At 64.9% G+C, this 13,917-nt stretch carries 13 protein-coding genes; 2 read left to right on the top strand and 11 right to left on the bottom strand.

All coding sequences use genetic code 11. From position 1 onward, the window contains the following. Window positions 1-17 precede the first annotated feature (17 nt). The 4 genes from V3H18_RS05260 to mutM are packed head-to-tail and all read right to left on the bottom strand — an operon-like array spanning window position 18 to window position 3,243. The gene (locus V3H18_RS05260; protein ID WP_332080891.1) at window positions 18-746 is read right to left on the bottom strand and encodes a TlyA family RNA methyltransferase; all 729 of its coding nucleotides are present in this window, start codon (window positions 744-746) and stop codon (window positions 18-20) included. 2 nt (window positions 747-748) lie between these two features. Then, window positions 749-1,561, bottom strand: a complete 813-nt coding sequence (locus V3H18_RS05265) for an ABC transporter permease (protein WP_332080892.1) — start codon at window positions 1,559-1,561, stop codon at window positions 749-751. After that, window positions 1,558-2,322: an ABC transporter ATP-binding protein gene (locus tag V3H18_RS05270; RefSeq protein ID WP_332080893.1), complete on the bottom strand. Its 765-nt coding sequence runs from the start codon at window positions 2,320-2,322 to the stop codon at window positions 1,558-1,560. Before V3H18_RS05270 ends, V3H18_RS05265 begins: the two co-directional genes overlap by 4 nt. A 39-nt stretch (window positions 2,323-2,361) precedes the next feature. Beyond that, the gene (mutM, locus tag V3H18_RS05275) at window positions 2,362-3,243 is read right to left on the bottom strand and encodes a bifunctional DNA-formamidopyrimidine glycosylase/DNA-(apurinic or apyrimidinic site) lyase (RefSeq protein ID WP_332080894.1); all 882 of its coding nucleotides are present in this window, start codon (window positions 3,241-3,243) and stop codon (window positions 2,362-2,364) included. Between the two features lie 102 nt (window positions 3,244-3,345). Here mutM and ubiE point away from each other — a divergent pair, with 102 nt between their 5' ends. Together ubiE and ubiB are read left to right on the top strand one after the other, a co-directional pair. Next, a complete protein-coding gene (ubiE, locus tag V3H18_RS05280) occupies window positions 3,346-4,116 on the top strand; it encodes a bifunctional demethylmenaquinone methyltransferase/2-methoxy-6-polyprenyl-1,4-benzoquinol methylase UbiE (protein WP_408631760.1) in 771 nt (256 codons plus the stop codon). 285 nt (window positions 4,117-4,401) lie between these two features. After that, a complete protein-coding gene (ubiB, locus tag V3H18_RS05285; protein WP_332080896.1) occupies window positions 4,402-5,967 on the top strand; it encodes a 2-polyprenylphenol 6-hydroxylase in 1,566 nt (521 codons plus the stop codon). Window positions 5,968-5,976: 9 nt separating this feature from the next. Here the strand turns inward: ubiB and V3H18_RS05290 are convergent, their stop codons facing one another. From V3H18_RS05290 to gmd, 7 genes are all read right to left on the bottom strand, one after another. After that, window positions 5,977-7,743, bottom strand: a complete 1,767-nt coding sequence (locus V3H18_RS05290) for a patatin-like phospholipase domain-containing protein (protein ID WP_332080897.1) — start codon at window positions 7,741-7,743, stop codon at window positions 5,977-5,979. Window positions 7,744-8,000: 257 nt separating this feature from the next. After that, window positions 8,001-8,438, bottom strand: a complete 438-nt coding sequence (locus V3H18_RS05295) for an FKBP-type peptidyl-prolyl cis-trans isomerase (RefSeq protein WP_332080898.1) — start codon at window positions 8,436-8,438, stop codon at window positions 8,001-8,003. A gap of 69 nt (window positions 8,439-8,507) precedes the next feature. Beyond that, entirely contained in the window at window positions 8,508-9,509 is a 1,002-nt protein-coding gene (locus tag V3H18_RS05300; protein ID WP_332080899.1) for an adenosine kinase, read from the bottom strand. Window positions 9,510-9,646: 137 nt separating this feature from the next. Then, entirely contained in the window at window positions 9,647-10,177 is a 531-nt protein-coding gene (locus V3H18_RS05305) for a hypothetical protein (protein ID WP_332080900.1), read from the bottom strand. Window positions 10,178-10,368: 191 nt separating this feature from the next. Further along, window positions 10,369-11,802, bottom strand: a complete 1,434-nt coding sequence (locus tag V3H18_RS05310; RefSeq protein WP_332080901.1) for a glycosyltransferase family 4 protein — start codon at window positions 11,800-11,802, stop codon at window positions 10,369-10,371. Further along, on the bottom strand, window positions 11,799-12,770 hold the full coding sequence (locus V3H18_RS05315; RefSeq protein ID WP_332080903.1) for an NAD-dependent epimerase/dehydratase family protein: 972 nt from the start codon (window positions 12,768-12,770) through the stop codon (window positions 11,799-11,801). Before V3H18_RS05315 ends, V3H18_RS05310 begins: the two co-directional genes overlap by 4 nt. A 29-nt stretch (window positions 12,771-12,799) precedes the next feature. Further along, window positions 12,800-13,783 carry a GDP-mannose 4,6-dehydratase gene (gene gmd, locus V3H18_RS05320; protein WP_332080905.1) on the bottom strand — a complete coding sequence of 328 codons (984 nt, stop codon included), beginning with the start codon at window positions 13,781-13,783 and terminating at the stop codon, window positions 12,800-12,802. Between the last annotated feature and the right edge of the window lie 134 nt (window positions 13,784-13,917).

Raw genomic sequence — 13,917 nt, forward strand, 5'->3', positions numbered from 1 at the left:
GGGGATTGGCGCGACTTTCAATCTCTGGCGGCATGAATCAAAAATTCCCTATTGCCGTCGCCACCGTCGATCGGCGAAGGAATGACGTCCAAAACGCGCCAGCCGAGCTTTTCGATCTCGCCGCGAATGCGCGCGCAGACCTCAGCATGAATCTTCTCGTCGCGCACGATCCCTTTCTTGACCGCCGCGCGGCCCGCCTCGAATTGCGGCTTGATGAGCGCGATCAGTTCGGCCCTCGGCGCGGCGAGCGCAAGGACATGCGGCAGCAGCGCAGTTAGCGAGATGAAGCTCGCATCGATGACGATAAGGCTCGGCGGCTCGGAAAGCCGCGCCGGCGCCAGTGCGCGCGCATCCTGCCCTTCGAGAGAGGAGATGCGCAGATCGGCGCGCAGCTTTTCGTGCAATTGCCCATGTCCGACATCGACGGCGACGACATGGCGCGCGCCGCGCGCAAGCAGAACGTCGGTGAAGCCGCCGGTCGAGGCGCCAATGTCGAGACAAAAGCGCCCTGTCGGATCGACGCCGAAAACTTCGAGCGCATGGGCGAGCTTGATGCCGCCGCGCGAGACCCAGGGGTAAGGCGCGCGCGCGACGACTTCCGCTTCCGGCGCGATCGGCTCCGAAGGCTTCGTCACGAGGCGGCCGTTGGCGGTGACAAGCCCGGCCTCGATCGCCTCCCGCGCCTTGGCGCGGCTGGCGAAAAACCCGCGCGCATGGAGCGCCGTATCGGCGCGGGTCGCGCCCATCTTCACTCTCCTGTTTGCAGCAGCGTCCCGGCGCGCCGCGCGCTTTGCAGGAACAGGCCGAAGGCGGCCGAAGCGGCGGCGAAGAGAAAAACGTCGATCGCGAGCCCCTGCGCCAGCAAGTCCCAGCGCACGACATGATCGATCAATACCCCGCGCAGCCCCTCGAACACATAGGTCGGCGGGAGAGACCAGGAAATGGGTTGCAGCCACGTCGGCAGCGTCGTCACCGGATAATAGACGGCGCCGAGCGGCTGCACGCAAAACATCAGCGACCAGACGAGATTTTCCGCACCCAATCCGTAGCGCAGCAAAATGCCGGAGACGAGCAAGCCGACGCTCCAGGCGAAGAACATCAGCACGACGAAGAAGGCGGCGAAGGCGACGCCAAGCGCCCAGAGATTGAAGCCGAAAAAGAAGATCGCCATGATCGTCACCGGGAGGACGCCGACGGCGAGGCGAATGAGGCTCATGGCGACGAGCGAGGCGACGAATTCGACCGGCCGCAACGGGCTCATCAGAATATTGGGGAGATTGCGTGACCACATCTCCTCGATGAAGGAGAAGCAGAAGCCCTGCTGGCCGCGCAGCAGAATGTCCCACAACAGGATCGCGCCGATGAGCGTGCCGGCGGCCTGCGTCGCGCCGCCGGGCTCCGCCAGCGCGCCGCCGCGCACCAGATAGGTTTGCAGAAAGCCCCAGGTGAGCAGCTGAACCGTCGGCCAGTAGATCATGTCCAATATGCGCGTGCGCGAGGCGCGCAGCAGATAGCTGTAGCGCAACATCATCGCGCCGACGCGCTTGAAGGAGAGGCTCATGCCGCAGCTCCGCCGGCGCGGCCGCGCGCCACGTCGAGAAACACTTCTTCGAGCGTGTCGCGCCCATAGCGCGCGAGAAGGCCGACGGGAGAATCGTCGTCGACGAGCGTCCCCTCCTTCAGCATCAGCACGCGGTCGCAAAGCCGCTCGACCTCGCTCATATTGTGCGAGGCGAGCAGGATGGCGCAATTATGCGTGCGCCGATGCGTCTCCAGCCGCGTGCGCACCCAATCCGCCGTGTCGGGATCGAGCGAGGCGGTCGGCTCGTCGAGCAGCAGCAGCCGCGGATCGTTGATGAGGGCCTTGGCGATGGCGACGCGCGTCTTCTGTCCGGCGGAAAGACGCCCCGTCTGCCGGTCGAGAAAATCATGGAGCGCGAGATCCTCGGCGAGCCGCGCGATCTTGGCCTCTATGTCGGCGACGTCGTAGAGCAGGCCGAAGACGCGCAGATTCTGCCGCACCGTGAGGCGATGCGGCATGTCGACATAGGGGCTTTCGAAATTCATCCGCCCGAGCGCGCCATAGCGCTCGCGCGCCATGTCATGGCCGAAGACGCGGATTTCTCCGCAAGTCGGCGCGATGAGGCCCATGATCATGCCGATCGTCGTCGTCTTGCCGGCGCCATTGCCGCCGAGCAGCCCGGTGACGGAGCCGGCCTCAAGCGAAAAATCGAGCGGGCCGACGACCTGGCGCTTGTCGTAACTCTTCGAGAGGCCGGAGACTTTGAGTGTTGGCCCGGATTCGGCTGGATTGCTAGACATGGGCGTTATTAAGCCCGCCATACCGCGCCTCGCAAGGCGTTACTTTTGGCAGCGCGGGCAATAGAATGTCGAGCGGCCGGATTGCACGATGCGCGCGATGGTCCCCGTGCAGCCAGGCGTCGGACAGGCCGCGCCCTCGCGGTCATAGACGCGGAAACTGTGCTGGAAATAGCCGAGCGAGCCATCGATCTGGCGATGGTCGCGCAGCGACGAACCGCCCGCCTCAAGCGCCGCATTCAGAACTTCCTTAATCGCCTGCGGCAGGCGCGCCAAAGCCGCCGAGGGCTTGCCGCTCGCGGCGACGAGAGTCCCGGCGGCGCGCAGCGGCGAGATATGGGCGCGATGCAGCGCCTCGCAGACATAGATGTTGCCGAGCCCGGCGACGAGCCGCTGATCGAGCAGAGCCGCCTTGACTGGCGCGACGCGCCCGCGAAAGGCGCGCGCGAGCAGGGCGGCGTCGAAATCCGCGCTCAGGGGCTCGGCGCCGAGGCCCTGGAAGAGCTTGTGTTCGTCGAGCTTGGCGCTGGGGATCAGCAGCATATAGCCGAAACGGCGCGGATCATTATAAACGATGCGGCCGCCGCCCACGAGATGAAAGACCACATGGTCATGGGCGGCGTTCTTGTCGCGTTTATGATGAAACGTTCCCGGCGTCTCTTTCTCCGTTTCCCGCTCGATGCGAAAAGAGCCGCTCATGCCGAGATGCATGACGAGCGACTCCCCGTCGTCGAGATCGGCGATGAGATATTTCGCCCGTCGGCGCAGACCGAGAACGCGCAGACCCTTGAGCCGTGCGGCAAAACGCTCCGGGAAAGGAAAGCGTAGATCGCCGCGTCGCGCCTCGACGCGGGCGATGGTCGCGCCGACGAGCGCCGGCGCGAGGCCCCGCCGCACGGTCTCGACTTCGGGCAATTCGGGCATGCGATGGAGTTAACCTTCTCAGAAATTGCGCGGCGTTGGCGCCCATAGCCACCGGCGCCGCGACAGGCTATACACTTTCCCTCTCCCACGTCACGCGAGCGCCTGATGACTGAACGAAGTTCCGAGCGAGAGGGCTCGACCCATTTCGGCAATTCCGAGGTGCAGCTTTCGGAGAAGCAGGGCCTCGTCGACGACGTGTTCCACAAGGTCGCGCGCCGCTACGACATCATGAACGATCTGATGTCGGGCGGGCTGCACCGGCTGTGGAAGGATACGTTCGCCGGCAAGGTGAATGCGCGCGGACGCCGGGGCTTTCGCCATCTCGACGTGGCTGGCGGAACCGGCGACATCGCTTTCCGCATCGCCAGCGGCGCGGCGCCCGACGCCGAGATCGTCGTGCTCGACATCAATGGCGACATGCTGGAAGTCGGGCGCGACCGCGCCCGGGCGCGCGGCTTTTCGGGCGTCGAATTCGTGCAGGCGAACGCCGAGTCGCTTCCCTTTCCCGACGCGCATTTCGACGCCTACACCATCGCTTTCGGCATTCGCAACGTGCCGCGCATCGACCTCGCGCTCGCCGAGGCCTATCGCGTTCTCAAGCCCGGCGGGCGTTTTCTCTGCCTAGAGTTTTCGCAGGTGACGGTTCCTGGCCTCGATAGAATCTACGAAGCCTATTCCTTCAATGTCATTCCGACGATCGGCAAATTCGTCGCCGGCGACGCCGAGCCCTATCGCTATCTCGTCGAATCGATCCGCAAATTTCCCGCCGCCGAGGAATTTGAAAGCATGATCCGCAAGGCGGGCTTCCGCCGCACGGGTTTCGAGCGCTTGACCGGCGGCGTGGTGGCGATCCATTCCGGCTGGAAGAGCTGATCGGAATGCTTTCTTCTCTCCGCGCTTGAGCCCCTTGCCCTCATGCTGAGGAGGCGGCTCCAACGTGGAGCCGCCGTCTCGAAGCACGAGGGCGGGGAGAAGGTTACGCGAAAGGGTTTCCTCGTCCTTCGAGACGCCCGCTCCGATCTCGGGTTTACCCGAGATCGGCATTTGAAGCCCAAGTCGGGCAAGCCCGACTTGGGCGCGGGCTCCTCAGGATGAGGAAACCCGCCCAGCAACGGTCGGGCTTCGGCGCGACTGCTTAAACGAACGACGGCGGTATTCGTGCTTCTTGGCGTTGGTCATTTCTATCGTCTGGCGCGCGCCTGCTACATCATGGCGCGCGAAGGCGTCTTCGCGCGCCTCGAACCCGATCTGCTCCCGCCGGCCGCCGCGCCGCTTGTGCGTTTCGCCAATCTCTTCGCGGTCGGCAAGCATGACGGCGCCGGCGGCGCGCTGGTGCGCGCGCTGGCGCAAATCGGCCCCTCCTATGTGAAGCTTGGCCAGTTTCTGGCGACGCGTCCCGATATCGTCGGCGGCGAAATCGCCGATGCGCTCACCGCGCTGCAGGACCGCATGGAGCCCTTCGGGCGCGCCAAGGCCGTCGTCATTATCGAAAAGGCGCTTGGCAAGAAGATCGACGATCTGTTTGTCTCTTTCGGCGAGCCGGTCGCGGCGGCCTCGGTCGCGCAAGTGCATATCGCGCAGGCGCGCTATAAGGGCGTCGCGCGCAAGGTCGCCGTCAAAGTGTTGCGCCCGGGCGTCGAAGCGCAATTCGCGCGCGACCTGCGCGACATGTATCGCGTCGCGCGTCTCGCCGAGCGCTATTCGTCGGAGGCGCGACGCCTGCGCATGATCGAGGTCGTCGATACGCTGGCGCGCACCGTGCGGCTCGAAACGGATTTTCGGCTGGAGGCGGCGGCGGCGTCGGAATTCGCCGACAATGTCGCGAACGACCCCGAGATTCACGTGCCGCACGTCGATTGGGACCGCACCGCGCGCGAAGTGCTGACGCTCGAATGGATCGAGGGGATTCCGCTCTCCGACATCGAACGCGTCGCGGCCGAGGGGCATGATCTCAAGGCCATCGGCCGCAAGGTGCTGCAATCCTTCCTGCGTCACGCGATGCGCGACGGCTTCTTTCACGCCGACATGCATCAGGGCAATCTCTTCGTCGACAAGACGGGCCGGCTCGTCGCCATTGATTTCGGCATCATGGGGCGGCTCGGCTTGAAGGAGCGCCGCTTCCTCGCCGAAATCCTCTATGGCTTCATCACCCGCGACTATAAGCGCGTCGCCGAAGTGCATTTCGAGGCGGGCTATGTGCCGGCGACCCATTCGGTCGAGGAATTCTCCCAGGCGCTCCGCGCTATCGGCGAGCCGATGCATACGATCAACGCCTCGGAAATTTCCATGGCGCGGCTGTTGACGCTGCTTTTCGAAGTCACCGCGCTCTTCGACATGCGCACGCGCACCGAACTGGTGCTGTTGCAAAAGACCATGGTCGTCGCCGAAGGCGTCGCCCGCGCCTTCGATCCCAAGCTCGATATATGGAAGACCTGCGATCCCGTGGTGCGCTCCTGGATCGAGGAGAATCTCGGGCCGAAGGCGAAGATCGAGGACGCGGGCAGGAGCGTCGCCGAGCTTGCGCGCCTCGCGACGCGCCTGCCGCAGACATTGCAGGAGGCGGAAACCGCGATCCTGCGCGTGAGCGACATGGCGGAGCGGGGCGTCGATCTCTCGCCGCGTTCGCTGGAGGCGCTGGCTGACGCGCGCCGACGTTCGGACCGCTGGTTTCTGCTGGCGCTTGTCGCGCTGGCGCTTTTCAGCGTCTGGCTCCTGCGCGGCTGAACTTCCGCCTTACGGAATCGGCGTGATGCGCAGGGCGGTTCGAGGCCGCGGAATCTTGCCGTCGCGAATGCGCGGCTCCTCGCGCCACTCTTCGCCGAGCTTCGCGAGTTCCGCGCCGCGCTTCAGCATCTCCGCGACTTCCTCGGGCGTCTGCTTATATTCGGCGGCGAGATCGGGATAGCGGACGAGAAAGTCGCGAAACGACTCGGCGCCTTTCACGCCGTCGTAGGACTGGGCCACTTCGTCGAGCGTCTGCTCCACGCGCGCCATGGCGACGAGAAAACGCCGCCAGCGATGCGCGTCGAGATCGAAGTCTTCGAGGCGTTCGCCGGCTTGCCGGCCGAGATCGGCGAGGCGATGAATCGTCGCGTCGTCCATCGCGATGTTGAGGCCGCCTTCCTCCTCCTCGAGGCCGATATGGACGATGCGCTCGCGATAGCCGGGCAATACGCTTTGCAGATTGTCCTGCCAGTCCTTCGCCGCGTCGACGAACCGCAAAAGGAACGGGACAAGGCCTTCGAAGGCCATGACGGGGCGATTGATTCCTTCCCCGGCCTTTTTGTGCAGCCAGACGCGGTCGTTATGGCTGCTTCGCTTCTCGTCATAAACGTCGAGCGATATGGCGAAGGTCGGATGATTGGGTAGAAGCCTGTCGAAAAAATGGATGGGGAAGTTGCTGGAGAGCCCGCCGTCGCTGAACAGGCAGCGCCGCAGCCGCTGCTGGTCGCTTTTCTCCCGGTAGAGAAAATCCCGCCGCCAGAGCGGCACGGCGCTGATGAGGCCGGGAAAGCTCAGACTCATGCGCGCGGCGACGACGACCGGCAGCCGCTCCCTGTCTGGGAAATGGAAGAATTCGCCCGTTTCGCCCTGCGTCGTCTCGAAAGGCGGGCAGACGCGCATGAGATAATCGATGACCCGCGCCGGAAAGAGCTTTCGCCATTCGCCGAGTTCGAAGACGAATCCATATGTTTCGCCTTCGCGCGCGCCCGAGTCGCTGTCGAGCGGCAGCGTATAGGGACGCATCTCCATCAGGCTCGTCGTCATCATCAACAGCCTGATCGCATGGCGGCCTTCGGCGGGCTTTTCGAGGTCGCCGAAAGTGAGCGGCGAGGCGCTCCCCCTACGGCCCGCCGTCTCTTCGATGAGGCGCGCGAGCCAATCCGTGAAGCCTTCGCCTTCGCCGCCAGGTTGGGCTATGCCGGGGCAAAGACCATAATCATTAGCGGGAAGCTCTTTCGTGAGCGCGCGATAGATCCGCCACAGGAGCGCGGCGGCGACGCCGACGAGGCCGATGACGGCGCCAACGAGGAGCGCAGCTAAGGACCCGCAGCCGCTCGCCAACATGAGGATGATGGCGGCGATTGCCGGAACGGCGCCGATCGCGGCCGCATTGGAATAGCCGGCTATGGCGGCGCGGATGACGCCCGCGATCTTCTCGGGCGCGGATTTCGCTTCGAGCGAAGCGGCGAAAATCTCGAAAAGCGGCCGCAAGAGAGGCGTCGGCTGGAACAGGCGCCGCAAATTCGGGCCGATCTCGTTTGGAACTTTTTCGAGCCGCGCGAAGCCGCCCGTGTCGCTGAAGCGGCCATATTCGGCGGCGGCCGCGGCGGCCGCAGCCATCGCGCCGGCGGATGTGCCGCCGATATTGGCGAATCTATATTGCTTCGCGAGCGTGACGAGCGCCAGCGGATAGACGACGCCGCTGGTGATCCCGCCCTTCATGACGATGTCGCAGACTTTAGCGGGATGCGTGAAAGCGCTTTCTTCCGAATTCATAAGAGAAGCCTCCTTCAAATAAGGAGATAAGGAACTTTACGCTTATGAATGATTGAAGACGCGCGCAAAAAACAATGACGCCGGCATCGACGGGGCGATTCAGATGTCATTCCCGACGCTCGCGAAGCGAGCGCTCGGGAATCCAGAGCAAGCAAGTCCGGCATTCTTGATTCTGGATTCCCGGTCAGGCCTTCGGCCTGCCGGGAATGACACGCCCAGCTAATGGATCAATCGGGCTCAGTATCAGGCGCGCTCGCCTACTTCACGTCCAGCAGCTCCACATCGAAGATCAACCAGGAGTTCGGCGGAATGGCGCCGCCGGCGCCGCGCGCGCCATAGCCGAGATCCGGCGGTATGATCAGCGTGCGCTTGCCGCCGACCTTCATGCCCTCGACGCCCTCGTCCCAGCCCTTGATGACGCGGCCGACGCCGAGCGGGAATTCGAAAGGCTCGCCGCGATCGCGCGAGGAGTCGAATTTCTTGCCCTTCTCGCCATTATTATAAAGCCAGCCGGTGTAATGCATCACCGCCGTCTGGCCGATCTTGGGGCTCGCGCCCGTTCCGACCTTCGTGTCCCGATATTGCAGGCCGGTGACGCTCTTCGTCAGCGGCGCTTCCGCCCGCGCCGGAGCGGCGAGCGCGGCGCTTGCGGCGCCGATGACAAGCGCCACCATTATTTTGGAGATTGAACGCATCTCTTTCCTCCCTTTTTGAACGCGGCGTGTTTCTTGGACGTCACGAAGGATGAAGAGGTTTTCCGTCGATCAGTCCAGAAGCCCATTGTCGCGCGCGAGCTGTAACAAATCTTTCTGCGGCCGCGCGCCGACATGGGAAATGATTTCCGCCGCCGCGAGCGCGCCGAGCGCGGCGCTGCGTTCATGCGGCAAATCCTGCGTATAGCCGGCGAGAAAGCCCGCCGCGAAGAGATCGCCTGCGCCTGTCGTGTCGACGACCTCTTCGACGGGAAAAGCGGGCGCGGCGAGCTTCGTTGCGCCATTCACGACGACGCAGCCCTTCTCCGAGCGCGTCACGACGCCGAGCAGCCCCTCTTCCGCGCCGAGCGCGGCGAGCGCCGTGTCGAAATCCGCCGTTTCGTAAAGCGCATGCAATTCGCTCTCATTGGCGAAGACGATGTCGACGACGCGGTCGCGAATGAGCTGCAGGAATTCGCCGCGATAGCGGTCGACGCAGAAACCGTCGGAGAGGGTGAGCGCCACCTTGCGGCTATTGTCGCGCGAAATCTGCGCGGCCTTGAGAAAGGCCTCCTTGGCGGCCGGCGGGTCCCACAAATAACCCTCCATATAGAGGACTTTCGCCTGCGCGACCGCCGCCGCGTCGATGTCTTGCGGCGAAAGCGCCTGACAGGCGCCAAGAAACGTATTCATCGTGCGCTGGCCGTCGGGCGTCACGAAGATGAGGCAGCGCGCCGTCGCGGCGCCGTCCGCCGCCGCGGGGGTGCCGAAGGCGACGCCGGCCTTGCGGATGTCATGGGAGAATTCGCGGCCCGCGTCGTCGTCCTTCACTTTGCCGACGAAGCCGGCGGCGCGCCCGAGACTCGCGAGCCCGGCCATGGTGTTGGCGGCCGAGCCCCCCGAAATCACCGTCGTCGGCCCCATCGTCGCATAGAGTTCGGCGGCGCGCGCTTCGTCGACGAGCGTCATCGCGCCCTTGCGCAGCGCCGCCCGCGCAAGATCGTCGTCTTCGGCGCGGGCGATCGTGTCGACGATGGCGTTGCCGATGCCGAGGACGTCGAGAGGCGTGGTCATGAAAGTCGTGATCCGTTCTTGGGGAAAAAAGCGCTCATGCGAAACCGGCCGCTCCCCCTGGGCGCGGCCGGCGGCTGTTTAGCATTCCGTTTCGCGTCAGTCGATCAGCCAGCGGACCGTCGTCGCGTTAAACGTCCTTATCTGCAAACCGCCGAAAAAATCACCTCGACGACGAGCACGTAGAGCGCGCCCGCGAAAAAGGCCGGGACCGGCCGCATCGACGTATGCCGGAAGAGAAAGGCGTACATGAAAGCGGTCCAAACCAGGATCGGGAACAAAAGGAAGCGCAGCAGCTTCTCGGTCGGCAGGGGCGGCGGCAGCGCAATCCCGAAAAGCCCGTGCAGAATGATATAGGCGAGCGCCGCGATCCCGCCGATCACCGCGATCGCCGTGGCGGTTTGCTGGAACTTCGCGTCTTCCTTGACCAGGCGCAAAAGCCCGTAAGTGGCGCCATAAACGAAGCCCGCGCTCAACAGGCCGTAAATCACGCTGCCGAGCAGCGAATGCGCGAAGACCTGCGCGATGGCCTGCAGCACGCCATAGGCGCCGAGCGCGCCCAGCATCAACTCGCGCGATTCCGGCAGCGAAAGTTGCGACGCCTCGAAATTGATCATTTTGAGCACGGTCTGCGGCGTCCGTTCGTTCAGAAACGGAATATTGATCTGCATGGAGGCGTTTCCTTATTGGCGGGCGCGGGACGAGAAGCCCCGCCTGCGTCGGAAGCGAAAAGTCGTGCGGCCCAGGACGCCTTTGGAGAAGGCGCCGGCCGGGCCGCACGACCGCTTTCGGCTTCTCTATCATGCTTCCGGGATAGGCAAAATGCGCGCATCGCCATATTGCGGCGCAAAAGGATGGCGCTCTATGGCAGGCGCCGGCTCCAGTCTTCGCGGGCTATGATCTCGGCGACGCGCGCGGCGGCCTCCCGCCAGGAGACGCGCGGGATCAGCGCCGGATCGGCCGCCCTTGCGCCATCGAGAAATCCGCCGACGGCGCCCGCGAGCGCCTCCATGTCGTTGACGCGGAAATAAAGCGCGCCGTCGCCGCCGACTTCCCGAAATACCGGGATGTCGCTGCAAATGACGGGGCGTCCGCGCCGCGCCGCCTCGACGATCGGGAGGCCGAAGCCTTCCGCATAAGAGGGAAAGACCAGCGCTGCCGCATGGTCGTAGAGAAAGGCGAGTTCGGCGTCGTCCGCGTCGTCGAACCAGAAGATGCGTCGTCCAAATTCAGGATGCGCCAGCATTTCCGCGACGACCGCCTCTTCGAACCAGCCGCGCCGGCCGACGACGATGAGCCGGATATCGCGGCCTCGCGCCCAGAGGTTCTCGAAGGCCTTGAGCGCCACGCGCTGGCCCTTGCGCGGCTCGATGGTGCCGACGACAAGGAAGACCGGCGCGTCGCCGGCGACCGCCGCGCTGAACTTTTCCCGCGGCGGCGCGCCGCTCGCGGGGACGGCGAGGTCGGAGCCCAGGTGAAACCAGCCGATCTTGAGGCCCGGGCGATGCGGCAGCTTTTGTGCAACCACATAATCGGCGAGTTCGTCGGCGACGGCGCGGGAGATCGCGAGAAAGCCGTCGCTCTCAACGAGCGCCTTACGCAGCCAGGCGCGATAGCGCGGCACGGTCGCCTCATGGCAGGCGTGTGGGTAAAGCTCGGGAATAAGATCGAAGATGCAGGCGACGACCTCGCCGCCCTGCGCCCGGATTTTCGCCAGCGCGGGCGCCAGCTCCTCGAACGCGTTCCAGCTATCTGAGAGCGTCAGCAGCCGATCGCCTTCGGCGATCTCGATTTCTTCGTCCGGCGCGGCGTCGCCGCCTATGAGCTGCGCGACGAAGCCTCTCGCCGTCATGAGCCTTCCGTTCTCGCAGCGCACGGCGAGCGCGGGGAGGGCGAAGTTCTCCCCGCCATGGAGCGCGCGCGCGACTTCTTTGACGACGCGCTGAATGCCCGTGCCGGCGTCGCGCTTGATCGTGCCGGTCACATCGACGAGAAGGCGCCGCGCAGGGCGGGGCGCGTCGCGCGTTTTAGGCGGAGCGACGGAAGGCGCCGGCGTCGGCGCTCGCGTCGGCCGAACGCGTGCAATTAGGGCGTTGGCGGCGTCGGCGATCCGCGCTTCGATCGGGCGCAGCAAACGATAGATATGGCCGGAGACGGAATAGATCAGCCGGTAGCGTTCATGGGTGAGCTGCAACAGCTCGGCGCGCAGATGATCGAGCTGGAATTCGAGCAGGCGGATGCGCTCGCGCGCGCCTTCGTCTTCTCGTCTCTCTCTCTGCCCCTTGTCGCCGCTCATTGCGGCGGTTCCGCCCTGGCGTCGTCGAGCAAAGCCTGAAGCATGTCGTCGATCGTATGACGCGGCCGCCAGCCGGTGGCGTCGGCAAGTTTGGTCGCGTCACAGGCGACGCTGGCGATATCGGTCTCCGGGCGCAGCCGCGCCGCATCGCATTCGACCTCGAAATCGGCTTTCGAGCGCGCGCGCAGGCGGTCGAGAAGCGAGGCGATGCTATGCGCCTCGCCCGAAGCGATGTTGAAGATCGCGCGCCGTTCGGGAAGGTCGCGCGCCTTGTCGATAAGCCGCATATAGGCGTCGACCACGTCGCGGACGTCGAGAAAATCGCGCGCCTTCGAGAGATCGCCGACCTTGAGCCGGGGCGGCGTGCTACCGGCTTCGATCGCGGCGATCTGCGCGGCGAAGGAGGCGAGCGCGAAATGGCGGCTGCGCTGGCCGGGACCGGAATGATTGACCGGCCGCGCCACGATCAGCCGTCCCGCCGGCGCCAGAAGATCGGCGAGCGCGTTCTCGGCCGCCGCCTTGGAGCGGCTATAGACATCCAGGGGGCGGAGCGGCGCCTCTTCGGTGAGGACGCCGTCACGAAAGCTCGCGCCATAGACGGTGGCCGAGGAGGCGAAAAGCATGACGCCCTCCGGCGCATGGCGGGCGATCGCGGCGCCAAGCGCGAAAGCGCCGTGGAAATTCACCCGCCAGGTCGTCTCCGCAGCGTTCAGCGCCTGGGCGAGAGAGGCCTGCCCCGCGAGATGCACGACGAGATCGGGACGAAAACGGGCGATCAGCGCATCGATCGCCGGCTCGTCGACAAGGTCCGCGGCCGTCGGCTCGAAGGCCGGATGGCCGCCGCGCTCGCCCGGCCGCAGCAGGACTGCGCGCGTCGCTTGCGGATAGGCCGCGGCCAGCGCGGCGCAGAGATGGCCGCCGACAAATCCGGCGCCCCCCGTCACCAAGATGCGCTCGAAGGCGGCCATCGCTCGCGCCCTCTCCGGTTAGGCCGTTGTCAGGCCGCTTCGCGCCGCAGCCGCTCAAGATCGGCGTCGACCATCTCGCAGATCATCTCGCGAAGGCCGATTTCCGGCTTCCATCCAAGAAACTGGCGCGCCTTGCTCGAATCGCCGAGAAGCACGTCCACTTCCGCCGGCCGGTAGAACGCCGGGTCGATGACGACGAATTTTTCCCAGTCGAGCCCGGCGTGCTCGAAGGCGATATGGCACATCTCGCGCACCGTTGTCGTGACGCCTGTGGCGACGACGTAATCGTCCGGCTTCTCCTGCTGAAGCATCAGCCACATGGCCCGCACATAATCTTTGGCGTGGCCCCAGTCGCGCTTGGCGTCGATATTGCCGAGCCGCAATTCCTTCGCCTGACCGAGCTTGATCGCGGCGACGCCCGTCGTCACCTTGCGCGTGACGAATTCGACGCCGCGCAGCGGGCTTTCATGGTTGAAGAGAATCCCTGAGGAGGCGTGCAGGCCGAAGCTCTCGCGGTAGTTCACCGTGATCCAATGGCCGTAGAGCTTGGCGACGGCGTATGGCGAGCGCGGATAGAAAGGCGTCTTCTCGCTTTGCATCGGCTCCTGGATGAGCCCGTACATCTCCGAGGACGACGCCTGATAGAAGCGCGCGGCGGGCGCGGCCAGCCGTATCGCCTCCAATACGTTGGTCACGCCGACGGCGGTGACATTGGCGGTGAGCACCGGCTGGCGCCAGGAGGAGGCGACATAGGACTGCGCCGCGAGATTGTAGACTTCGTCGGGTGCAACTTCCTGCACCGTGCGCAGCAGGCTGGAGAGATCGGCGAGGTCGGCGTCGTGCATATGCACCTTGCCGTTGATCCCGAGCCAGCGCAGCCGATGGTCCTCGACGCCGCGATGCGACGAGCGCCGCACCACGCCATGCACTTCATAGCCCTTATCGAGAAGGAATTGGGACAGATAGGCGCCGTCCTGTCCCGTAACGCCTGTCACCAGCGCGCGCTTGCTCATCAATCGTCCTATTCAATCTCGCCGGCAGGCTCCTAACGGAAGGCGAAAATCGCCGCGCGGCGCTGTTTCGGGAACGTCCTTCGCTGAAATGTCGAGGATGGATTCGCCCTGCGCGACTGAGGCTTACAGAATCA

The organism is Methylocystis borbori (genome assembly GCF_036576025.1).
Classification (GTDB): Bacteria; Pseudomonadota; Alphaproteobacteria; order Rhizobiales; family Beijerinckiaceae; genus Methylocystis; species Methylocystis borbori.

Excerpts from the sequence above, each read along its gene's own strand:
- V3H18_RS05260 (WP_332080891.1), bottom strand. The coding sequence starts at position 746 with ATGGGCGCGACCCGCGCCGATACGGCGCTCCATGCGCGCGGGTTTTTC.
- V3H18_RS05265 (WP_332080892.1), bottom strand. The coding sequence starts at position 1,561 with ATGAGCCTCTCCTTCAAGCGCGTCGGCGCGATGATGTTGCGCTACAGC.
- V3H18_RS05270 (WP_332080893.1), bottom strand. The coding sequence starts at position 2,322 with ATGTCTAGCAATCCAGCCGAATCCGGGCCAACACTCAAAGTCTCCGGC.
- mutM (WP_332080894.1), bottom strand. The coding sequence starts at position 3,243 with ATGCCCGAATTGCCCGAAGTCGAGACCGTGCGGCGGGGCCTCGCGCCG.
- V3H18_RS05290 (WP_332080897.1), bottom strand. The coding sequence starts at position 7,743 with ATGAATTCGGAAGAAAGCGCTTTCACGCATCCCGCTAAAGTCTGCGAC.
- V3H18_RS05295 (WP_332080898.1), bottom strand. The coding sequence starts at position 8,438 with ATGCGTTCAATCTCCAAAATAATGGTGGCGCTTGTCATCGGCGCCGCA.
- V3H18_RS05300 (WP_332080899.1), bottom strand. The coding sequence starts at position 9,509 with ATGACCACGCCTCTCGACGTCCTCGGCATCGGCAACGCCATCGTCGAC.
- V3H18_RS05305 (WP_332080900.1), bottom strand. The coding sequence starts at position 10,177 with ATGCAGATCAATATTCCGTTTCTGAACGAACGGACGCCGCAGACCGTG.
- V3H18_RS05310 (WP_332080901.1), bottom strand. The coding sequence starts at position 11,802 with ATGAGCGGCGACAAGGGGCAGAGAGAGAGACGAGAAGACGAAGGCGCG.
- V3H18_RS05315 (WP_332080903.1), bottom strand. The coding sequence starts at position 12,770 with ATGGCCGCCTTCGAGCGCATCTTGGTGACGGGGGGCGCCGGATTTGTC.
- gmd (WP_332080905.1), bottom strand. The coding sequence starts at position 13,783 with ATGAGCAAGCGCGCGCTGGTGACAGGCGTTACGGGACAGGACGGCGCC.